Genomic DNA, 19,997 nt, shown 5'->3' with positions numbered 1-19,997 from the left:
TCAAGGGCTTCCTGCTGAGGCTTCGGAAGTCATTCTTTTGCCTCAGCGCTTGGCGCTCAAGTATAATACCACACCCCCGCCTCCTTGTCAACACTTTTTGACAGATTTTTTCCAATTTCTTTGCAGAATAAAGGATCTCCCTGTTTTTCACCCGTTACAGGACGTGCCTTTTTCTTGACAAGGCGGCGGGCAAAACGTATTATGGAGTCATCCCCCAGCATCCTGTGTAAGGTAGCTATACTTATTCTATAAGGGAGAAGCGCCATGTCCTGTGTCAACATCCGCGGCTACTGCATCGGTGAGGGCCGCCCTAAAGTTATTATTCCTATTGTAGAGCCCACGGAAACCGCCATTCTGAAAAAGGCCGCCGAGTTTTCCACATTGCGCGCCGATTGTGTGGAATGGCGTATCGATTGCTTTGAAGGTGCAAAAGACCTTCCGGCTATCGTGCACTGCGCTGCGAAGCTCCGTGTTGCCTTGAAGGATAAGCTGCTTCTTTTCACCTTCCGCACAAAGGCCGAGGGCGGCAAAGTCGCTCTGGCCCACGAAGAGTATCTTCATTTTATCCGCACCGTTCTTGCCACCGACTGCGCCGATCTGATCGACATTGAATTTTTCACTGCAGGCGCAGAGCTTCCCGCGCTGATCGAAGAAGCCCACACCGCCGGGGCTGCAGTGGTGTGTTCCAGCCACAACTTCCATAAAACGCCGCCGCGCGCCGAACTGGTGAGCCGCATGGTTGCCATGCAGCAGGCCGGGGCCGATCTGCCCAAACTGGCTGTGATGCCCCAGAGCCGCACCGACGTGCTGGAGCTTCTGGCTGCCACCGCTGAAATGGCCGACCGGCATCCGGAGACTCCCATCATTACCATGAGCATGGGAGCTCTGGGCGCGGTGAGCCGCCTTTCCGGCGAAGCCCTTGGCTCCGCCATGACCTTTGCCAATCCCGGGCAGGCCAGTGCACCGGGGCAGGTGTCGCTGGAGGTCGTAAACGAAGTATTGGATGCATTGCATTTGTAACCAACAAATCGGAAGTTGACAAAGGAGTTGAGCTGATATGAAAAAGAAAATCATCATATTGCTGTCTGTTGTGATAATTCTTTTGATGGGCATTGTTGTATGGTTTAATATTCCACTCGACTTGATGGACTTAGACCCTAATGAGGTCATGGAAATAGTTGTTTTCAATGGCAATAGCGGAAACGCAACACATATTACCGACAAAGAGCAGATTCAGCATATTGTCGAAAATTTGAATGGCGTCGAATTAAAGCGGTCAAAGCCGTCTTTGGGATATATGGGATATAGTTTCAAAGTTACTATTTATTTGTCTGATGGCAACGAGGCAGGCGATTGGAATAATTTTATTATCAATTCAGATGATACAATTAGAAAAGATCCATTTTTCTATTCTGTTACAAAGGGAAATATTGATTACAGCTATATTGAAGGTATCGTAGAATAACAAAAATTCCAGTTTGTCGCACATCCTGCCTAAAACACAAACCGGAACGATCTTCCCTTTTTCGGGTGGATCGTTCCGGTTTTTATGTTATATTGAAAATCGTTTTATGCCAGCTTGGCTTCCAGACGGGTGCGGATGGCCTTGATAAAGCCCTCGCTGTCCACGGCGGTGGGGGTGATGCCCTCAGCCAGACCGCACAGGTCTTTCGTCATGATGCCGTCGTTCAGGGTCTGCAGGCTGGCGGCTTCCAGTGCCTCGCCAAACTTCACCAGCTCCGGCAGGCCATCCAGTTCACCGCGCTTCTTGAACGCGCCAGACCACGCAAAGATGGTAGCCATGGGGTTGGTGGAGGTTTTTTCGCCCTTCAGATACTTATAGTAATGGCGGGTGACGGTGCCGTGGGCGGCTTCGAACTCGTACTTGCCGTCCGGGCTGACCAGCACGCTGGTCATCATGGCCAGAGAGCCAAAGGCGGTGGAGACCATATCGCTCATCACGTCACCGTCGTAGTTCTTGCAGGCCCAGACAAAGCCGCCCTCGCTGCGAATGACGCGGGCAACGATATCGTCAATGAGGCTGTAGAAGTAGGTGATGCCTGCGGCCTCGAACTTTGCCTTATACTCGGTGTCATACACCTCCTGGAAGATATCCTTGAAGGTGTGGTCGTACTTCTTGGAGATGGTATCCTTTGCGCCGAACCACAGATCCTGCTTCACATCCAGTGCGTAGTTGAAGCAGCTGCGGGCAAAGCTGCGGATGGAATCATCCTTGTTGTACTGGCCCTGCAGAACGCCAGCGCCCTCAAAGTCAAACACGGTGGCGCGCTGCTCAGAGCCATCGGCACCGGTGAACACCAGTTCAGCCTTGCCGGCACCCGGGATGCGGAACTCGGTGCACTTGTACACATCGCCGTAGGCGTGGCGGGCAATGGTGATGGGCTTTTTCCAGTTTTTGACCACCGGCTTGATGCTGTCGATCATGATGGGTGCGCGGAACACGGTGCCGTCCAGCACCGCGCGGATGGTGCCGTTGGGACTTTTCCACATTTCATGCAGCTTATACTCGTCCATGCGCTGGGCATTGGGAGTGATGGTGGCGCACTTGACCGAAACGCCGTACTTCTTGTTGGCAAGGGCGGCATCCATGGTCACCTTGTCGGCGGTAGCGTCGCGGTTGGGCAGGCCCAGATCGTAATATTCGGTCTTGAGGTCCACAAACGGAAGGATCAGTTCGTCCTTGATCATCTTCCACAGAATGCGGGTCATTTCGTCGCCGTCCATCTCGACGAGGGGCGTGGTCATTTTGATCTTTTCCATAGCAGGGTTCCCTTTCCTCTCTTTGGGTCGTTTCTCCAGCCGCGCTGCACTGCCAGATGCCGCGCGGGCAGTTCGGCAGAATGTTTATTTGCGGTAAGCGGCTGCCAGCTTTTCAAGGGCCGGCAGGCTGCGCTTGACCTTTTCGGTATCGATGCAGTAGGCAAGGCGCACATAGCCCCTGACACCGAAGCTGTCGCTGGGCACCAGCAGCAGGTCAAACTCCCGGGCCTTCATGCAGAAAGCGTTGGCATCCTCTTCCAGAGCCTTGGGGAAGATGTAGAAGGTACCGCCGGGGCGCTCCACCTCAAAGCCCAGCGCGGTGAGCTTATCGTACAGCAGGTTCATGTTGGTCTCATACACACTCAGATCACTGGTCACATCCTGACAGCGGCTTACGGCCCGCTGGATGATGCTGGGCGGGCAGTTGTGGCCGGTGAAGCGGGAGATTTGGGCCATCATGTCCACCAGCACATCCTCGCCTTCACAGCCCGGACGCACCGCCACATAGCCAAGGCGCTCGCCGGGCAGGCTCAGGCTCTTGGAATAGGAGAAGCAGGTGAGAGTGTGGGGGTAGAACGCCGCCGGGTAGGGCACCTTTTTGCCGTCGAATGCGATATCCCGGTAGGGCTCATCGCTGACGAGGAAGATGTTGTGGCCGAATGCCCGGCTCTTTTCGGTCAGGATCTCTGCCATGCGGGTGAGCGTCCCGGCAGAGTAGACCACGCCGGTGGGGTTGTTGGGGGTGTTGATGAGCACACAGGTGGTCTTTTCGCCGATCATCTGCTCGAATGCGTCCAGATTGGGCTGGAAGGTCGGTGCCTGCGGCGGCACCACCTTGAGGACTGCCCCGGTGCCCGCCACATAGGGGCCGTACTCCGGGAAGTAGGGCGCAAAGGTGAGCACCTCGTCGCCGGGCTGCGTGACCGCACGGATGGCATGGGCAATGGCACCCGCCGCACCGGTGGTGGGGAAGATGTGCTTCTGCTCATAGGGCAGGCCAAAGGTCTTTGTCAGGTGCGCTGCCACATCGGTGCGGAAGCCCGGGTCGCCCTGACTGGGGCAGTAGCCGTGCAGGTTTACCGGCTCTTCGTTGGTCAGCAGATCCTGCATGGCGGCAGTGAACTCCTGCGGGCAGGGCACGCTGGGGTTGCCCAGCGAGTAATCGAACACGTTCTCATATCCGATCTCGGCAGCACGCTGCTTGCCGTACATAAAGGTCTCGCGGATGACGCTCTTATTGCCGAGCATCGCGCGATAAGTCTCGTTCAGCATAATACTTTCCCCCGAGAGTTTATTTGTGGGCAGCCGTATAGCTCTGCTCCACCTTGATGATGCAGCTGTAGGCTGTATCCTGTTCCTTGATGAACTGTTCCAGCTGTTCCAGCAGCTCTACCTTATCCCCTGCATAGCCTGCCGGCAGCACCAGATCGAACAGCACGTTGGTGTGGGTCCTGCCCGGCACGATGCGCAGATCGTGCAGCGAAAGGGCCGGGTCGAGCTGGCGCAGCTTTTCGGTCAGGCGGGCACGCAACACGCCCACGGCAGCATCCGAGGTAACGATGGGGTCGTAGTGGATGGTCACCAAAAGCCGGTCATTCTTTAGAAAATCCCGTTCAATGTTGTCGATCAGGTCGTGTGCCTCCAGCGGGTCCTGCTCGGCAGGCAGTTCCACATGCAGGGAGGCGAACTGGTGTCCCGGGCCGTAGTCGTGCACCATCAGATCGTGCATTCCCAGCACGCCGGGATAAGAGAGCACCTTCTGCTCGATGTGGTCCACCAGATCCTCGCTGGGGCTTTCGCCCAGCAGCGGGCTGAGCGTATCCATCACAAGACCCCAGCCGGAGATCAGGATGAACGCCGCCACGCCTACGCCCATCAGGCCATCCAGCACATCCCAGCCGGTCACGCGGCACAGCACCGCTGCAATGAGCACCGCGCTGGTGCTCAGCACATCGTTGCGGCTGTCCGCAGCAGTGGCAATGAGGGTCTCGGAGCCGATGATACGCCCGATGGTGCGGTTGAAGCCGCTCATCCACAGCTTGACGAGGATGGATGCGATCAGCACGGCCACCGTCAGCCAGCTGAACATCACCGGGGTGGGGTGCAGCACCTTGACCACAGATTCCTTCAGCAGCGAAAAGCCGATGCCGAGAATGGTCACGCTGACTACCAGCCCCGCCAGATATTCATACCGGGCATGGCCGAAGGGATGCTCTGCGTCCGGGGCCTTGCCGGCCAGCTTGAAGCCCACCAGACTGACCACGTTGGACGAGGCATCCGACAGGTTGTTCAGGGCATCTGCCATGATGGCAATGGAGCCGAACAGAGTGCCCACGGTCAGCTTGCCCAGACACAGCAGCAGGTTGCATGCCACGCCCACCCAGCAGGCAAGGTTGCCGTAGGCGGCACGCACCTTAGGGTCCTGCGCATGGTCGGGCTGGCGGATGAAAAGACGAATCAAAAACTGAGTCATAACGGTCCTCCATGGGCAGCGCTGGACACCTGCATACCCTGTCATCGCTTATAGTATAGCATTTCGCTTTATCGTTTTAAAGTATTTTCCGAAAACTTTTGCCCGGTATAGAAAGACCCCGGCAGAGCGGGATGCCCTGCCGGGGAGCTTTATGGGAACGGTAAACCGGGATTCTCGGATGAATTACTTCTCAGAAGGCTTGCTCAGGTCCACGCTGCGGATGATCTTGCGCACCGGCAGGATGCTCTTGGCATTCATGGACAGCTCGTCCACGCCCATGCGCAGGAAGGTCTCGGTGAGGGCGGTGTCTGCGCCCAGCTCACCGCAGATGCCCACCCAGATGCCGTGGCGGTGGCCCGCCTCAATGGTCATCTTGATGGCGCGCAGCACAGCGGGATGGTGCGGGTTGAAGAACGGCTCCAGCTTTGCATTCTGGCGGTCCAGCGCACAGGTGTACTGGGTCAGGTCGTTGGTGCCGATGGAGAAGAAGTCGCACTCGGCAGCCAGCTCGTCCGCGATCAGCACAGCGGCGGGGGTCTCGATCATGGTGCCGACCTCGATGTTCTGGCCCATCTTCACGCCCTCGGCGGTCAGTTCTGCGCGGCACTCTTCCAGAACAGCCTTGGCATCCTGCAGCTCCCGCAGGCTGGTGATCATGGGGAACATGATGCTCATGTTGCCGTAGGCAGAAGCACGCAGCAGAGCGCGCAGCTGAGTCTTGAAGAAGTCCCTGCGGATCAGGCAGATGCGGATGGCGCGGTAGCCCAGAGCGGGGTTCTCCTCGTGATCCAGCTTCATGTAATCGACGGTCTTATCGGCACCGATGTCACAGGTACGGACGACCACCTTGCGGGGAGCCAGACTCTCCACCACCTGCTTGTAGGCCTCGAACTGGTAGTCCTCGGTGGGGAAGTCCTTGCAGTTCAGGTAGACGAACTCGGTGCGGAACAGGCCTACGCCGCCGGCATCGTTCTGCTGCACAGCACCCACATCGCTCATGCCGCCGATGTTGGCAAAGACATTGATGGTCTTGCCGTCCAGCGTGGTGTTGGGCTTGCCCTTCAGCTCCTGCAGCAGGGCCTGCTTCTTCTGATCTTCCTGCTGGCGCTTCTTCAGGCTCTTGAGCAGGTCGGGGGTGGGGTCAACGTAAACGCAGGCGTTGTAGCCATCGATGACCGCCATCTTGCCGTCCCAGTCGTCCTGAATATCCTTGCACTGAATCAGGGCAGGGATGTTCATGCTGCGGGCCAGAATGGCGGTGTGGCTGTTGGAGCTGCCCTCACGGGTGATAAAGCCCAGCAGCAGGCTCTTATCCATGCGGACGGTCTCAGACGGGGCCAGATCCTCCGCGACCAGAATGCTGGGCTCGGTGCCCTGCAGGCTGGCGTTGTCCACCCCCTGCAGGATGTCCAGAATGGCCTGTGCGATATCGATGACATCTGCACTGCGGGCCTGCAGATACGGGTCATCCATGGCGGCGAACACCGCAGCCTGATTGTTGCCTGCCGTCTTGACGGCGTACTCGGCACACTTTTTCTGGCTGTTGATGATCTCCTTGATGGCATCCACAAAGTCGTCGTCTTCCAGCATCATGGCGTGGATGTTGAACACCTCGGCGATGTCCTCGCCAGCCTCTGCCAGTGCCTTTTCATACAGCGCAGTCTGCTGCTCAATGGCCTTCTGCTGCGCTTCTTCAAAACGCGCCACTTCCGCTGCGGTATCCGCTACCTCTGCGGCAGAAATGGCAGTATCCTTTTTCTTGTAGATCTTGAGCTTGCCGATGGCGATGCCATTCAGGATGCTCTTACCGGTGCCTACCTGCATTGCACACTACTCCTTCTTCATCTGTGCCGGGGCCGCACTGCTCCGACAGTCCAAAAAAAGCCCCCGCAGCTCACCCGCGAGGGCCTTCCTCATCTTAACTGCGGAATCAGACGTTCTCGGTCAGGAACTTCTGGATGGCTGCTGCAGCAGCTTCCTCGTCGTCGCCCTCGACCTTGACGGTAACGGTCTCACCCTGCTTGACGCCCATGCCCATCAGAGCCATCAGCTTGCGCATATCGCAGCTCTTGCCGTCCTTTTCCAGGGTAGCGCTGCTGGCAAAGCCCTTGACGGTCTTGACGAGCAGGCCGGCGGGACGAGCGTGGATGCCGCATGCATCCTTAACGGTATACTGGAATTCCTTCATAATCATTTTCTCCTTACTTGATCCCGTGCGGCGCTTCTGCACTTGCACCAGACGCGGCCGAGCCGCGGCACGGTTGATACATCTATTATAAACCCTTGCCGGGAATTTTTCACCATTTCATATTGCTAATTTTTTATGCAAAATTTTGGTACAATTGAACATACAAATGTGACAAAAATGCACGCATTTCACTTTTTCTTCTGCTTGTGCGCAAATTTTAGGCAAATTGCGACCTGATTTTGCATCAAATCCCGAAGCTATTCCCGGTCGTTTCCGGCTTTGGCAGGTCGTTCCGGTGCTTATTCCACCGGATATCCCTCGGCATCCAGCGGCAGTTCCGTATAAGGCACAGCCTGCGGCACGGCATCCGGCTCACCGGAGGTCTGCTGGGCGGTCAATTCCTCGTCATGGCGTTCGCCCCAATCGCCGCTGTAGTCCTCGCCGGAGGTCTGCTGTGCCGGTTCGCTGCCGGTCAGCTCTTCGTCGTGGCGCTCACCCCAGTCGCCCTCGTAGTCCTCGCCGGAAGTCTGCTTTGCCTCAGCTTCCGCCATGGCGGCCTGCATGTCTTTCAGGCCCACCACAACGCCGGAGGGCCGTTCCAGCAGGTAAGCTCCCACGGCCTTTTTGCGGTACACCAACAGCACGCCGTAGCGGCTGGTCTCGCCGCTGCTTGCCGCCGGGATCAGCGCCGTCCATTTTTCCACGGTCTTTCCCTTGTAGCGTGCAAGGTCCATGCCGCTCTGCTGCACCACCCCGTTGAAGGCCGAAAAGCTGTCATCCCACTTGCGGGGGATCTTGACCTTGTCTGCCGTGATGGATGCGCCGTCCACATCCAGACCGTAGCCGGTGAACCATGTCTGGATGTCCTGTGCACTCTCAATTTTGTTCACCGCCGCCGAGACCGCAACGGTGCGGTTGCTGATGAACCGGCCCAGCAGAGCACTGCCCACCACCAGTGCGCAGCACATGGCACCCAGACCCAGTTTTTTCAGGCTCGTTTTGCTTAACGTGACTACAAACATATCCCCATGCCTCCCCAGCCTGTTTATTGCTCTGAGAACAATTTATTCAGAGTTCGGGCAGGTTATGACGATTTAAAATGCCCGCCGTTTCACTCTGGGCATATTCAGCGGAAATATTATTTTGTTTTCGCGTTTGGAGTGGCCTGCGGGCCGCTCCAAACGCATTTTTACAAAAAGAGTCGCTGCCGGAAAATGCATTTTTTCTGCTGCACGACGGCTGCAAACCGACAGCAGCAAAATACCGCTACCCGTTACGTCCCCTTCCCGTGAAAAAGCAAATCAGCCAGACCCGCAGGTCTGGCTGATTTGCAATACTAAAAATAATTATTTCCTCTATTATTGTCAGAGTGAAGCGGAGACAATTCTAAATCGTCACGTCTCCGTGCGCTTTCACAAAATCCTCCGGCGAGACTTCGCCGTTCTGGCGGAGCACCTGTTTCAGCACCTGCATCACGCCGTATTCCCGGTGGGACGGTGCCAGAAACGGCACCTGCGCCCGCAGCGGTCCGCTGCCGTTCTCCATCAAAAAGCCGTACTTCGCGGTGGTGAGCATCTCGGCATCGTTGTAGGTGTCACCAAAGGCCATCATGCTGTCGGCCGGAATGCCCAGCAGTGCACCCACCTTTGCCAGTGCTGCACCCTTGTGCACACCTGGGTTCATCACGTCCACCCAGTTTCTGCCTGCCACTGCCACCGAGAATGCACCGCCATTTCCGGTGTGGAATGCGCCGTAGATCCGGTCGAAGGCTTTCTGCGAGTCGTCGTTGGGCAGATAGACGGTAAACTTATCCGCCGCCGCTTCCACCGCAGTCAGGTCATCCACGTATTCCACCCGGGTATAAAAAATCTTGAAAACTTTATCGTATTTCTCGTCCTGCTTTTCCGCGTAGGCCGCCTGCAGTCCGCACAAAAGGCCCACGTCTCCGGCCTGCTTTGTGCTGCGGGCCAGCTGCCGCCAGCCCTCGGCAGGCATTTCGGACACAAACAGGTCTTTCCCCTTCCAGCGGGCAGCGCCGCCGTTGTCGCCAATGAGAATGATCTCCTCCAGCAGATCCGGGAACATCGTTTCCAGTGTGTACAGAGGCCGCCCGCTGGCTGCGGCAAACAAGATGCCCTGCCCGGCCAGTGCACGGATGGTCTCGGTAAACTTTGGCGGCAACTGGCTGTACTCGTCCAGAAGGGTCGCGTCCATGTCCGATGCGATCAGGCGAATGCGGTCCATTGCAGTTTCCTCACTTATCCGATGTAGCTGATGTTCACGTCCATATCGCCCTTATAGCCGGGCAGGCGTGCCGTGCAGGTGCCCTGCCACAGGGCGCAGTCGATGGGGCTGCTGGCAACACCATAATGCGCGTTCCAGATGGTATATTTTTTCAGGCTGTTCAGATTGACACGCTTGCGGTACCACAGGGTAGAGGCATACACACCGGGTTTATAGCCCTGTGCCTTGACCTCCTCACAGAAGGCGATGGCGCACTTGGTGCGGTCCTCCATACCCAGACCGTCGGCGCGGCCGGAACCATTGGAAGCGCCGGATGCTTCGGTGTCAAAGAAGATGGGGTAATCCAGCTTGCGTCCGTTCAGTACGTAGGCGCAGGCAAAGGCTTCCTCCTTGGCTTCCTCCTCGGTGGTGGCCTGACTGAAGAAATACACGCCCACCTTCAGGCCCGCATTCTTCACATTGGTGAAATGCTCCTCGAACATGGGGTCCAGCACCAACGTGCCGGAAGCACCATAGCCGCGGTAGCCGATGCGGACGATCACAAAGCTCACGCCTGCCTTTTTGATCTGGTTCCAGTCGATGTTCTTCTGATACTTGGAAACATCCACACCGAAGGTCTTGCCATTTTCCAGCACACCGTCCGCATTGAAGTAATAGAGTTTATTGTCGATGCACTGGATGCCGGTCACCGGCTTGTTGGTGGTCTGGCTGTAGTAGTAGGTCTTGCCGCCGGAGGTGCGCCAGCCGGAATAGACCGGCTCCGTATCGCTCTTGCCCAGCCAGCCGAACAGGAAATTGAGCAGCCAGCTGAAAAATCCGTTCTCATCGCTCAGGTCGATGCACTGGGCCTCGGCGGCATCCATGGCACCGGCATCCAGTGCGGCACGGATCTCTTCCGGTGTCAGCACCACGCTGTTTTCCGGCGTGTGCTGGTTCGTGCTGTTCTCCTCCGCTTCGGTGGCCTGTACAGGCGGCGCTTCCGGGTCCTGTGCAGCAAGCTCCGGGGTCTCCGTCTGCAGGGTGGGCATTGCCGTTTCCTGCTGTGCAGAAACAGTCTCGGTCACTGCCGCGGTACTTTCTTCCGGCTGTGCAGCCAGTGCCAGCGGTGCGCCCATTGAAAAGGTCATTGCCAATGCCAGAACTGCCGCTGCACACCGCGTTTTGCCGCGGGTGCTGCGGGCAGTCAGTTTATTCCAGAACGTTTTTTTCATGCTGTGCTCCATACCTCATGTATTTTTATCGGGATGCCGCCCTTCGCAAAAAGGGCAGCGTTTCATCTTCTCAATACTCTTTCAGTATACACCCGCGGGCAAGCCCCCGTCAATTGCCGCACACTGCAAAGCGCAGCTCCGAAAAGCTGCCGCCCCGGTATCAGAAAATGCTCCAAAATAGATACGTCTCAGCCCGCAAAAACATTGCACAAAGCCAAAAATTGCAGATATTTCCAGCAAAATCAGCATTTTGTCTTGTTGTCTTGACATGTGTATGGTATTATACTTGACATGCAGTTTTTGCATTGAATCCACCATCTTGAAACAGAAAGGCAGTTTCTCATGTCAAATGTGAAAGATTTCTTAAAACGCAAGGATATCGTCATCACCCCGCAGCGCTATCTCATTGAAGCGCTGGGTGCCATGGCGCAGGGCCTGTTTGCCAGCCTGCTGATTGGCACCATCATCAAGACGCTGGGCCAGCAGACCGGCCTTGACGTGCTGGTAGACCTTGGCGGCTACGCCACGGCCATGAGCGGCCCGGCCATGGCCTGCGCCATTGGCTGGGCACTGCACTGCCCGCCGCTGGTTCTGTTCAGCCTGATCACCGTAGGCTACTCGGCCAATGCTCTGGGCGGCGCAGGCGGCCCGCTGGCCGTGCTCATCATTGCCATCGTGGCTTCCGAACTGGGCAAGGCCGTGAGCAAGGAGACCCGCGTGGACATCCTCGTGACCCCGCTGGTGACCATTTTTTCCGGCGTGGGCCTTTCCATGCTGATCGCCGCACCCATTGGCGCTGCCGCAAGTCAGGTGGGCACCCTGATCATGTGGGCCACCGAACAGGCTCCGCTGGTCATGGGCATTCTGGTATCCGTCATTGTAGGCGTGGCGCTGACCCTGCCCATTTCCTCTGCCGCCATCTGCGCCGCGCTGGGTCTGACCGGCCTTGCCGGCGGTGCCGCCGTAGCAGGCTGCTGCGCCCAGATGATCGGCTTTGCCGTGATGAGCTACAAGGAGAACGGCGTGGGCGGTCTGGTCAGTCAGGGCCTTGGCACCAGCATGCTGCAGATGGGCAACATCGTCAAGAACCCCCGTATCTGGATCGCGCCCACACTGGCCAGTGCCATCACCGGCCCGCTGGCCACCTGTGTGTTCCACTTTGAGATGAACGGTGCCGCTGTCTCTTCCGGCATGGGCACCTGCGGTCTGGTGGGCCAGATCGGCGTGTACACCGGCTGGGTCAGCGACATTGCCGCCGGTACCAAAGCCGCCATCACCCCGATGGACTGGGCTGCCATGGTGCTGCTGTGCTTTGTTCTGCCCGCCGTGCTGAGTGTGATCTTCTGCGAGATCGAGCGCAAGCTGGGCTGGATCAAAGAGGGCGACCTGAAGCTGAACTGATTTTTAAGCGGAAAATTCTTTTTGCTTTTTGATAGAGCAAATCCCGGCAGGCTGCGGTCTGCCGGGATTTGTCTTTTCACGGTTAAACACGTGACGACGCTCTGCACAGGAAGCGCTCAAACGATCCGTTTCCCGTCCAGCACTGCCTGCGTGAGGGTGTCGCCTTCATACACCAGCTTGAGGGAGAAATAAGGCCGTTCCTCATTCAGCAGCCGGAAGAAGATTTTGTCGCCCTCCCAGATGGGCAGTTCAGCCGCCTTATCCTTCGGCACCCATTCCAGCACGCCTTCCCTGCAGGCATCGCCCTGCACCATCTCGCCCGTCCATTCATCAGCGGTGTACAGGTGGATGAACTCGGTCATGTTGCCCCAAATAAAGGTCAGCAGACCCCGGGCGCGGAAGCGCTTCAGCGTCAGGCCGGTTTCCTCCTTCACTTCCCGCAGCAGACAGTCCTCCGGGCTTTCAAACCGCTCAAACTTTCCGCCTACACCGATCCATTTGTCGTGGTTGTAGTCGTCCTGCTTTTTGATACGGTGCAGCATCAGGTAGGCATCGTCCCGTTCCAGATAGCACAGCGTGGTGCTGAAAATGGGAAATTCCGGGTTCATGAAGGCTCCTAGATTCATTGCGTTCTCCTTTTGATTTTGTTTTTGTGGAAAATGCCGTTTTTCGCTGCGGCCCCTCCCGTGAAAAAACACCCCCGGCAAAGCCCGCAGGCTTTGCCGGGGGTGCAAACCAAAAATAACTTTTTCCTCTGAATATGCCAGAGCAACGCGGCGGCAATTTAAAATCATTGCCCCTTCCGGCTTGCTCTTCCCTTGCCCGCATTGTTCAGCTTGCGCACAAGGTCGTTCTGATGCTTGCGCTGGCTGGGCGTGGGCTGCGGGTCTTTGGCCTCCTCAGCGCGGCGGCCGCTCTGGGCGGTGTCCGGATCGATGCGTTCCAGCGTCCACTCCTGATTGCCGCCGGCCACAAAGTTCCAGATCTGGGCCTGTGCGCCGTTGGAGGTGTTCATACCCACAAGGTCGATGTATTTATCCGCCAGCACATTGCGGATGCGGGTGCGCCCGCTGCGGGTGGGCTCCAGCGCCCAGCACTGACTCAGCCCGCTGGTACGGTCCCACTGGTGCAGCCATGTGCCCTCCACCACACCGCCAAGGGCCAGATCCATCATCTTGCCGGTAAAGCGGTTGCAGATGCGCCAGCGGCCCTCGCCTGCATCCACGAACTGCCACTGCTGCCACGGATGGCCTGCATAGCTCCACAGCTGGATGGCCGCGCCGTTCTCGGTGTTGAAGTTCTTTACTTCCAGTACCTTTCCATTGGGGGCTTTGATGATATAAAATTCATTTTCCAGAATGACTGCCTGCGATGCCTTTGCCATAGAGCACGACTCCTTTCCAGTTTGGTAGCCCTATTATAGCGTATTTGTCCTTTGGCAGCAAGAATGCTTTTCCATAATCTTTTTACGTTTTATTGTGCATTTTGACATGATTCCCGCAACGATAACGTTTACGTGCAACAAAAGCGTTTCCTGCTGGTTTCTCTTTGCACTCCGGCCTTTGTTGTGATACAATAAAGGCACATGTTTTAAGGGAGGGAATTGCTATGACCAACGAAACCTTGGAAACCATCAAAAACCGCCGCAGCTGCCGTGCCTATAAGCCGGAGCAGATCACAAACGAAGAACTGGATGCCGTGCTGGAAGCCGGCACCTACGCCGCCAGCGCCATGGGCCGCCAGAGCGCAAAGATCGTGGTCGTGCAGGACGCTGCCGCCCGCGCCCAGCTCACCCGCATGAACGCCGCTGTCATGGGCAGGGACACCGACCCCATGTACGGCGCTCCCACCATTCTGGTGGTGCTGGCCGATGCTCACGCCGCAAATGCCGTACCCGACGGCAGCCTTGTCATGGGCAACCTGATGCTGGCTGCAGCTTCGCTGGGGCTGGGCAGCTGCTGGATCAACCGCGCAAAGGAAGAGTTTGAAACAGAAGAGGGCAAGGCCCTGCTCCGGCAGTGGGGCATCGAGGGCGATTGGGTCGGCATCGGCCACTGCATTCTGGGCTACCCTGCTGCAGACCCCAAGCCCGCAGCACCCCGCAAGCCGGATTATATTGTAAAAGTGTAAGGAGAACTATGAAGCCTGATTACAAGCTGGTCGCCAAGGCCAAATATATCCACGCCACCGCCGACCTTGCCAGTGAACTCTGGCATGAGGTGTACAAGCGCTATTACCCCGCAAAGCAGCTGGACACCCTTGTGGAAGAGCTGCAGAGCGCCGATGCCATTGAGGAGGACATCGACAACGATGTGAACTACTTCCTCGTGGTTCTGGGCGGCAAGACCATCGGCTACTTTGCGTGGAAGATGGAGAACACCGCCCTGCATCTGATGCACCTGTACCTCAGGCCCGAATACCGCGGCAAGGCACTGGGCCGGGACATCGTGCTCTCCTGCGAGCGGCTGGCCCGCGGCGAGGGCAAGGGCCGTGTGTGGTGCACCGTGCACGCCAAGGCCCTGCCGGTGCAGCAGTTCTTCAAGGCCCTGCGCTACCGCAATTTAAAGCCCGCCGAGCAGGAAAACGGCACCGTCCCCCGGGACGAAGTGGTGTTTGAGCACACGCTGGGCTAAAAAGCCGCAAATGCTATTGAAATTTCTCCCCGTTTGTACTACACTGGTGTAGTGTAATAAAGTGTCTGCCTGTGGGCGGCATCTGCAAAAAAGGAGAACAACATGGCAAAAGATCATCCTACCGGCCAGTCCGGTCTGTATCAGGCATTTTTGCAGCTCAAGACCCCGGAACAGTGCTACCGTTTTTTACAGGATGTGTGCAGCTATTCCGAGCTGAGCGCAATGGAGCAGCGCTACAACATTGCCGAAATGCTGGTGGACAAGCGCATCTACACCGAGATCATGGATAAGACCGGTGCATCCAGCGCCATCATCAGCCGGGTAAGCCGGGTGCTGAGTGCCAACGACAGCGTGTTACGCGCCTTGCTGGAAGCGGAAAAAGCTGCCGACGATCAAAACTGAACTTCCACACAAACCATGCCGCGTGCCGCCCGTGCGGTATGCGGCTTTTATCATTCAACCGGGAAGGCAGAAGTCCCCACGCCAGCGGGGTACTTCTATCGTTTTTCCTCATGCGGCGCAGATGTGCCGTCTTCATCAGAAATCAGGGAGGTTTGATTTTCATGAGCAAAGCTGTTGTATTTTTTGCCGAGGGCACCGAGGAATGTGAAGCCCTGCTGGTGGTCGATCTGCTGCGCCGCGCCAAGGTGGAGGTGACCGTGGCCAGCGCATCCGGCAGCCGCGAGATCGTGAGCAGCCACAAGGTGCATATCACCGCCGACGCACTGGCCGAAGAGGTGGATTATTCGGATGTGGACATAGTGGTGCTGCCCGGCGGCATCCCCGGCACCCCGAACCTTGCCGCCAACAAGACCGTTACCGACACCTGCGTTTCCTTTGCAAAGAGCGGCAAAAAGGTAGCTGCCATCTGCGCAGCACCCAGCGTGCTGGCATCTCTCGGCCTGCTGGAGGGCAGAAAAGCCACGGCGCACGCCGGTTTCCAAGACAAATTGGCCGGTGCCGAGGTGCTGGATACCGAAGTGGTAGTGGACGGCAATATCACCACCAGCTACGGTCTGGGCGGTGCCATCCCCTTTGCGCTGGAGCTGGTGCGCCAGCTGGCCGGGCAGGCTGAGGCCGACCGCATCCAGAACGCCATCGCCTACCGCCACTGAGGGAGGGAGTCAGTATGCGTTTTGTTACCTGCCGCCTGCCGGACGGCGTGGAAGATCCGGCCATTCTTTCGCCGGACGGCACACAGATCTGGCCGCTGAGCTGGCTGGGCCTTTCCTATGAAACCTTGTCCGATGCCATCCCCTTTCTGACCCCGCAGGTGCGGGCAGGCCTGCAGCTTGCCATTGCGGGCATCCCGGCCCTGCCCGTGGATGCCGTGCAGCTGCAAAGCCCTATTCCCTGCCCGGCGCAGGATGTGGTGTGCCTTGGCATCAACTACATGGCCCACTCGGACGAAGCGGAGAAATACTCTGCCGATGCCTTTGCAACCAAACATCAGGATGCCATTTATTTTTCCAAGCGCGTTTCCCGCGCTGTGCCGGACGGCGGCTTTATTGAAGCTCACACTGACCTTGTGCAGAAGCTGGACTACGAATGCGAACTGGCTGTGGTTCTGGGCAAAGATGCCAGGGATGTGCCCGCCGGGCAGACAAAAGACTATGTGTTCGGCTACACCATCCTGAACGATGTTTCCGCCCGCGATGTGCAGACCGCCCACAAGCAGTGGTATTTCGGCAAAAGTCTGGACGGCTTCACGCCCATCGGCCCCTGCATCGTTACCGCAGACGAATTCGACACCTACCCGCCCAAGCTCGGCATCCGAAGCTTCGTCAACGGCGAAAAGCGGCAGGACTCGAACACCGGCCTGCAGATCTTTGATATCGACCACGTGATCCACGAGCTGACTCAGGGCATGACCCTGAAGGCCGGCACCATCATTGCCACCGGCACCCCGGCAGGCGTGGGCATGGGCATGGACCCGCCGCAGTTTCTGAAGCCCGGCGACACGGTGCGCTGTGAGATCGACGGCATTGGCAGCCTGACCAACACCGTGCGGTGAGCACTGGCATTTGTGCCAAATATCCGTTGCGTTTTCCGTCTGTTTGCATGAAAATCCGCAGCGGCACTGCTCTTTTCGGAGCGGGTGTGCTATACTGACTTGTATGAATGAAAAATGCGGTCCCGGGCCGCAGAAGGGGTAAATGAACTATGAAGGAATACGCATTCGGCATCGATCTGGGCGGTACCACCGCCAAGATCGGCCTGTTCAAGACCACCGGCGAGCTGCTGGAAAAGTGGGAAGTTCCCACCGACACCTCCAACGCCGGTGAACACATTCTGGAAAATCTGGCCGCTGCCGTGCAGGGCAAGATGCAGGAAAAAGGCCTTGCCGCCGCTCAGGTGGAAGGCGTGGGCGTGGGCGTGCCCGGCCCTGTGCTGGACAGCCGCATTGTGCCCATCATCTGCGCAAACCTCGGCGGCTGGGGCAAGCATAATGTAGCCGAAGAGCTGAGCACCATGCTGGGCGGCATCCGGGTCCTTGTGGGCAATGACGCCAACGTGGCTGCTCTGGGCGAGATCTGGATGGGTGCAGCCAAGGGCTGCCGCAGCGCAGTCATGGTCACGCTGGGCACCGGCGTGGGCGGCGGCGTCATCGTCAACGGCAAGGTCATCGATGGCACCCACGGTGCCGGCGGCGAGATCGGCCACATCACGGTGGACCGCCACGAGACCGCCGCCTGCGGCTGCGGCAAGCACGGATGTCTGGAGCAGTATTCCAGTGCTACGGGCGTTGTGCGCTGCATGAAGAAGCTGCTGGACGAGAACCCGGACACCCCCTGCACCCTGCGCGGCACCGAGTTTGCCGCCAAGGACGTGTTTGATGCCGCCCGCAATGGCGACGCCCTTGCCGCCCGCGAGGTGGACGAGATGACCGATACCCTTGGCATGGCGCTGGCGACCATTGCCGCCACCGTGGACCCGGAGATGTTCATGGTGGGCGGCGGCGTATCCCGCGCCGGTGATGTGCTGTTTGCCCCGCTGCGGGAGCATTTCAAGGTCTATGCCTTCAAGTCCTGCCGTGAGACCCCTATCGTGCCCGCCATCCTTGGCAACGATGCCGGTATCTATGGTTCTGTGCGCCTGATCGTGGGTGAATAATTCAGCGGTATTTTTTCAGAAACTTAAAAACCCGGAAACGACGGTCGTTTCCGGGTTTTTCTTTGTACGTTCAATAAAATTTACAGCGTATCTTCCCCCGGCAGCTGATTCCACAGGCGGTAGTAGACGCCCTGCTTTGCCAGCAGCTGGTCGTGGGTGCCGGATTCTACGATGCCCTCTTCGCCCAGCACAAGGATGCGGTCGTAATCCTTGATGGTGGTCAGGCGGTGGGCGATGGTCAGGGTGGTGCGGCCATGGGCCAGCTTTTCAAGGCTCTGGCCCACCAGGATCTCGCTTTCGTTGTCCAGTGCGCTGGTGGCCTCGTCCAGAATGAGGATGGGCGGGTTCTTCAGGAACACCCGCGCAATGGCGATGCGCTGCTTCTGTCCGCCGGAGAGCTTGACACCGCGCTCACCCACATAGGTATCAAAGCCATCCTTCAGGGCCAGAATGAACTTTTCCGCCCCGGCCAGACGCGCCGCTTCCATGATCTCTTCGCGGGTGGCGCCGGGCTTGCCGTAGGCGATGTTCTGGGCCACCGTGCCGCTGAACAGATACACGTCCTGCTGCACGATGCCGATATCCTGCCGCAGGCTTTTCAGGGTGACATGGCGGATATCCTGCCCGTCGATCAGGATGCGGCCGCTGGTCACTTCGTAGAAGCGGGGGATGAGGTTGCACAGGGTGGTCTTGCCGCCGCCCGAGGGGCCGACCAGCGCCAGCCGTTCGCCCGGCCGGATATCCAGACTGACGTTGTGCAGCACCTTGTTGTGGTCGTCCGGGTACTCAAAGCTGACGTTTTCAAACCGGATGTCACCGGGGCCGGGCTGCAGCGGTACCGCATCCGGGACATCGCCGATGGTCACAGGGGTGTCCATGATCTCGGCAAAGCGCTCGATGCCGGTCATGCCGCGCTGGAACTGCTCGGCAAACTCCACGATGCGGCGGATGGTGGCAATGAGGGTGGTGACGTACAGCATATAGGCCACCATGTCACCGGCGGTGATCCTGCCGTACACCAGCGAGAGGCCGCCTGCCAGAATGACCACCAGATACATCAGGCCGTCGAACAGGCGGGTGGAGGTGTTGAAGGCACCCATGGCGTAGTAGCCGAGAGTCTTGATCTGCTCAAAATCCTTGTTGCCCTTTGCAAACTTCTCGCGTTCCTCATCCTCGGCGGCAAAGGCCTTCACGACACCCTGCCCCAGCAGGCTGTCCTCGATGGTGGAGTTCAGCTCGCCGATCTGCACGCGCTGCTGGCGGAACCGCGCCCGCAGCCGTCCGTTCAGGTAAACGGACACCACGCCCATCAGCGGCACGCAGGCGAACACCGCCAGCGTCAGCGGCACACTGGCCCGGCACAGGATAATAAAGGACACCACGATCTTGATGGCCGCAATGAAAAATTCCTCCGGGCAGTGGTGGGCAAACTCGGTCACATCGAACAGGTCGTTGGTGATGCGGCCCATGATGGTGCCCACCTTGGTGTTGTTGTAGTAGGTGTGGTCCAGCTTGAGCAGGTGGTCAAAGGCATCGCGGCGCATATCCGTCTCGATGTGCACGCCCATGATATGACCGATGCTGGACATGTAATAGCTGGCTGCACCGTCGATGATGCGCAGCACAAAATAGAGTGCTGCCAGCCGCAGCACGATGCCCACCGTCAGAGTGATGCCCACGCCCATGGCGGCGTTGGTGATGGTGCTCATGATCTTGGGCAGCACGATGTCACACAGGGTGGTCAGCGCTGCACAGAACAGGTCCAGAAACAGGGTCATTTTGTACTTTGCCAGATAGGGCAGAAACCGCCGGATCAGCGCACCGCTGCCTGCGTGGTGCGCCCCGGGGTCGTTGATTTTGGTTTTTGACATGGTTCCTCCTGTTGTAAAGCCCTCTCAGGCTCACTTCGTTCGCCAGCTCCCCCGAGAGGGGGAGCCTTTGCATCTTTCGGG

Annotated in this window: 20 protein-coding genes; 9 read left to right on the top strand and 11 right to left on the bottom strand. The window is 58.1% G+C overall.

Annotated elements, in window-relative coordinates; all coding sequences use genetic code 11:
- Positions 1-264: 264 nt before the first annotated feature.
- On the top strand, positions 265-1,020 hold the full coding sequence (gene aroD / locus GKG36_RS10700; RefSeq protein WP_154260642.1) for a type I 3-dehydroquinate dehydratase: 756 nt from the start codon (positions 265-267) through the stop codon (positions 1,018-1,020).
- A gap of 37 nt (positions 1,021-1,057) precedes the next feature.
- Positions 1,058-1,465: a hypothetical protein gene (locus GKG36_RS10695; RefSeq protein ID WP_097781243.1), complete on the top strand. Its 408-nt coding sequence runs from the start codon at positions 1,058-1,060 to the stop codon at positions 1,463-1,465.
- A 104-nt stretch (positions 1,466-1,569) separates the two neighbouring features.
- Here GKG36_RS10695 and GKG36_RS10690 read toward each other — a convergent pair whose 3' ends face one another.
- The 8 genes from GKG36_RS10690 to GKG36_RS10655 all read right to left on the bottom strand — a co-directional run bounded on the left by GKG36_RS10690 (position 1,570) and on the right by GKG36_RS10655 (position 10,897).
- Positions 1,570-2,781, bottom strand: coding sequence for an NADP-dependent isocitrate dehydrogenase (locus GKG36_RS10690; RefSeq protein WP_097776995.1), 1,212 nt, complete (start codon positions 2,779-2,781; stop codon positions 1,570-1,572).
- A gap of 84 nt (positions 2,782-2,865) precedes the next feature.
- Complete coding sequence (locus GKG36_RS10685) at positions 2,866-4,053, bottom strand: pyridoxal phosphate-dependent aminotransferase (protein ID WP_154260640.1); 1,188 nt, start codon at positions 4,051-4,053, stop codon at positions 2,866-2,868.
- A 19-nt stretch (positions 4,054-4,072) separates the two neighbouring features.
- The gene (locus GKG36_RS10680) at positions 4,073-5,254 is read right to left on the bottom strand and encodes a cation diffusion facilitator family transporter (protein WP_005937613.1); all 1,182 of its coding nucleotides are present in this window, start codon (positions 5,252-5,254) and stop codon (positions 4,073-4,075) included.
- Between the two features lie 183 nt (positions 5,255-5,437).
- Positions 5,438-7,078 carry a phosphoenolpyruvate--protein phosphotransferase gene (ptsP, locus tag GKG36_RS10675; RefSeq protein WP_154260638.1) on the bottom strand — a complete coding sequence of 547 codons (1,641 nt, stop codon included), beginning with the start codon at positions 7,076-7,078 and terminating at the stop codon, positions 5,438-5,440.
- Between the two features lie 106 nt (positions 7,079-7,184).
- Positions 7,185-7,448: an HPr family phosphocarrier protein gene (locus GKG36_RS10670; protein ID WP_005937619.1), complete on the bottom strand. Its 264-nt coding sequence runs from the start codon at positions 7,446-7,448 to the stop codon at positions 7,185-7,187.
- Between the two features lie 293 nt (positions 7,449-7,741).
- Entirely contained in the window at positions 7,742-8,464 is a 723-nt protein-coding gene (locus tag GKG36_RS10665; protein ID WP_005937622.1) for a DUF4830 domain-containing protein, read from the bottom strand.
- Positions 8,465-8,828: 364 nt separating this feature from the next.
- A complete protein-coding gene (locus GKG36_RS10660; protein ID WP_154260636.1) occupies positions 8,829-9,686 on the bottom strand; it encodes an HAD family hydrolase in 858 nt (285 codons plus the stop codon).
- 14 nt (positions 9,687-9,700) lie between these two features.
- Complete coding sequence (locus tag GKG36_RS10655) at positions 9,701-10,897, bottom strand: GH25 family lysozyme (RefSeq protein WP_243139059.1); 1,197 nt, start codon at positions 10,895-10,897, stop codon at positions 9,701-9,703.
- A 342-nt stretch (positions 10,898-11,239) separates the two neighbouring features.
- Here GKG36_RS10655 and GKG36_RS10650 point away from each other — a divergent pair, with 342 nt between their 5' ends.
- On the top strand, positions 11,240-12,298 hold the full coding sequence (locus GKG36_RS10650) for a PTS sugar transporter subunit IIC (RefSeq protein WP_005937634.1): 1,059 nt from the start codon (positions 11,240-11,242) through the stop codon (positions 12,296-12,298).
- Positions 12,299-12,414: 116 nt separating this feature from the next.
- Here the strand turns inward: GKG36_RS10650 and GKG36_RS10645 are convergent, their stop codons facing one another.
- Together GKG36_RS10645 and GKG36_RS10640 are read right to left on the bottom strand one after the other, a co-directional pair.
- Positions 12,415-12,924, bottom strand: a complete 510-nt coding sequence (locus GKG36_RS10645; protein ID WP_044953245.1) for an 8-oxo-dGTP diphosphatase — start codon at positions 12,922-12,924, stop codon at positions 12,415-12,417.
- A 164-nt stretch (positions 12,925-13,088) separates the two neighbouring features.
- Positions 13,089-13,682: an RICIN domain-containing protein gene (locus tag GKG36_RS10640; protein ID WP_097781238.1), complete on the bottom strand. Its 594-nt coding sequence runs from the start codon at positions 13,680-13,682 to the stop codon at positions 13,089-13,091.
- Between the two features lie 224 nt (positions 13,683-13,906).
- Between GKG36_RS10640 and GKG36_RS10635 the strand changes: the two genes are divergently transcribed.
- The 6 genes from GKG36_RS10635 (at position 13,907) to GKG36_RS10610 (ending at position 18,045) form a co-directional block, all read left to right on the top strand.
- On the top strand, positions 13,907-14,428 hold the full coding sequence (locus GKG36_RS10635; protein ID WP_154260633.1) for a nitroreductase: 522 nt from the start codon (positions 13,907-13,909) through the stop codon (positions 14,426-14,428).
- An 8-nt stretch (positions 14,429-14,436) separates the two neighbouring features.
- Positions 14,437-14,931: a GNAT family N-acetyltransferase gene (locus tag GKG36_RS10630; protein WP_097776984.1), complete on the top strand. Its 495-nt coding sequence runs from the start codon at positions 14,437-14,439 to the stop codon at positions 14,929-14,931.
- 102 nt (positions 14,932-15,033) lie between these two features.
- Complete coding sequence (locus tag GKG36_RS10625) at positions 15,034-15,333, top strand: YerC/YecD family TrpR-related protein (protein WP_005937644.1); 300 nt, start codon at positions 15,034-15,036, stop codon at positions 15,331-15,333.
- Between the two features lie 161 nt (positions 15,334-15,494).
- On the top strand, positions 15,495-16,046 hold the full coding sequence (locus GKG36_RS10620; protein WP_154260631.1) for a DJ-1 family glyoxalase III: 552 nt from the start codon (positions 15,495-15,497) through the stop codon (positions 16,044-16,046).
- Positions 16,047-16,060: 14 nt separating this feature from the next.
- Entirely contained in the window at positions 16,061-16,945 is an 885-nt protein-coding gene (locus tag GKG36_RS10615; protein WP_097774273.1) for a fumarylacetoacetate hydrolase family protein, read from the top strand.
- A gap of 149 nt (positions 16,946-17,094) precedes the next feature.
- On the top strand, positions 17,095-18,045 hold the full coding sequence (locus GKG36_RS10610; protein ID WP_154260629.1) for an ROK family glucokinase: 951 nt from the start codon (positions 17,095-17,097) through the stop codon (positions 18,043-18,045).
- Between the two features lie 80 nt (positions 18,046-18,125).
- Here GKG36_RS10610 and GKG36_RS10605 read toward each other — a convergent pair whose 3' ends face one another.
- Positions 18,126-19,916: an ABC transporter ATP-binding protein gene (locus tag GKG36_RS10605; protein ID WP_154260627.1), complete on the bottom strand. Its 1,791-nt coding sequence runs from the start codon at positions 19,914-19,916 to the stop codon at positions 18,126-18,128.
- Positions 19,917-19,997 lie beyond the last annotated feature (81 nt).

This window comes from Faecalibacterium sp. BIOML-A1 (genome assembly GCF_009679715.1).
GTDB lineage: Bacteria > Bacillota > Clostridia > Oscillospirales > Ruminococcaceae > Faecalibacterium > Faecalibacterium taiwanense.
The sequence above is the reverse complement of the archived record's forward strand: the minus strand, read 5'-3'. Positions and strand labels throughout refer to the sequence as shown.

Excerpts from the sequence above, each read along its gene's own strand:
- GKG36_RS10690 (WP_097776995.1), bottom strand. The coding sequence starts at position 2,781 with ATGGAAAAGATCAAAATGACCACGCCCCTCGTCGAGATGGACGGCGAC.
- GKG36_RS10665 (WP_005937622.1), bottom strand. The coding sequence starts at position 8,464 with ATGTTTGTAGTCACGTTAAGCAAAACGAGCCTGAAAAAACTGGGTCTG.
- GKG36_RS10650 (WP_005937634.1), top strand. The coding sequence starts at position 11,240 with ATGTCAAATGTGAAAGATTTCTTAAAACGCAAGGATATCGTCATCACC.
- GKG36_RS10645 (WP_044953245.1), bottom strand. The coding sequence starts at position 12,924 with ATGAATCTAGGAGCCTTCATGAACCCGGAATTTCCCATTTTCAGCACC.
- GKG36_RS10680 (WP_005937613.1), bottom strand. The coding sequence starts at position 5,254 with ATGACTCAGTTTTTGATTCGTCTTTTCATCCGCCAGCCCGACCATGCG.
- GKG36_RS10610 (WP_154260629.1), top strand. The coding sequence starts at position 17,095 with ATGAAGGAATACGCATTCGGCATCGATCTGGGCGGTACCACCGCCAAG.
- GKG36_RS10625 (WP_005937644.1), top strand. The coding sequence starts at position 15,034 with ATGGCAAAAGATCATCCTACCGGCCAGTCCGGTCTGTATCAGGCATTT.
- ptsP (WP_154260638.1), bottom strand. The coding sequence starts at position 7,078 with ATGCAGGTAGGCACCGGTAAGAGCATCCTGAATGGCATCGCCATCGGC.
- GKG36_RS10670 (WP_005937619.1), bottom strand. The coding sequence starts at position 7,448 with ATGATTATGAAGGAATTCCAGTATACCGTTAAGGATGCATGCGGCATC.
- GKG36_RS10605 (WP_154260627.1), bottom strand. The coding sequence starts at position 19,916 with ATGTCAAAAACCAAAATCAACGACCCCGGGGCGCACCACGCAGGCAGC.
- GKG36_RS10635 (WP_154260633.1), top strand. The coding sequence starts at position 13,907 with ATGACCAACGAAACCTTGGAAACCATCAAAAACCGCCGCAGCTGCCGT.
- GKG36_RS10630 (WP_097776984.1), top strand. The coding sequence starts at position 14,437 with ATGAAGCCTGATTACAAGCTGGTCGCCAAGGCCAAATATATCCACGCC.
- GKG36_RS10685 (WP_154260640.1), bottom strand. The coding sequence starts at position 4,053 with ATGCTGAACGAGACTTATCGCGCGATGCTCGGCAATAAGAGCGTCATC.
- GKG36_RS10655 (WP_243139059.1), bottom strand. The coding sequence starts at position 10,897 with ATGAAAAAAACGTTCTGGAATAAACTGACTGCCCGCAGCACCCGCGGC.
- GKG36_RS10660 (WP_154260636.1), bottom strand. The coding sequence starts at position 9,686 with ATGGACCGCATTCGCCTGATCGCATCGGACATGGACGCGACCCTTCTG.
- GKG36_RS10640 (WP_097781238.1), bottom strand. The coding sequence starts at position 13,682 with ATGGCAAAGGCATCGCAGGCAGTCATTCTGGAAAATGAATTTTATATC.
- GKG36_RS10615 (WP_097774273.1), top strand. The coding sequence starts at position 16,061 with ATGCGTTTTGTTACCTGCCGCCTGCCGGACGGCGTGGAAGATCCGGCC.
- aroD (WP_154260642.1), top strand. The coding sequence starts at position 265 with ATGTCCTGTGTCAACATCCGCGGCTACTGCATCGGTGAGGGCCGCCCT.
- GKG36_RS10695 (WP_097781243.1), top strand. The coding sequence starts at position 1,058 with ATGAAAAAGAAAATCATCATATTGCTGTCTGTTGTGATAATTCTTTTG.
- GKG36_RS10620 (WP_154260631.1), top strand. The coding sequence starts at position 15,495 with ATGAGCAAAGCTGTTGTATTTTTTGCCGAGGGCACCGAGGAATGTGAA.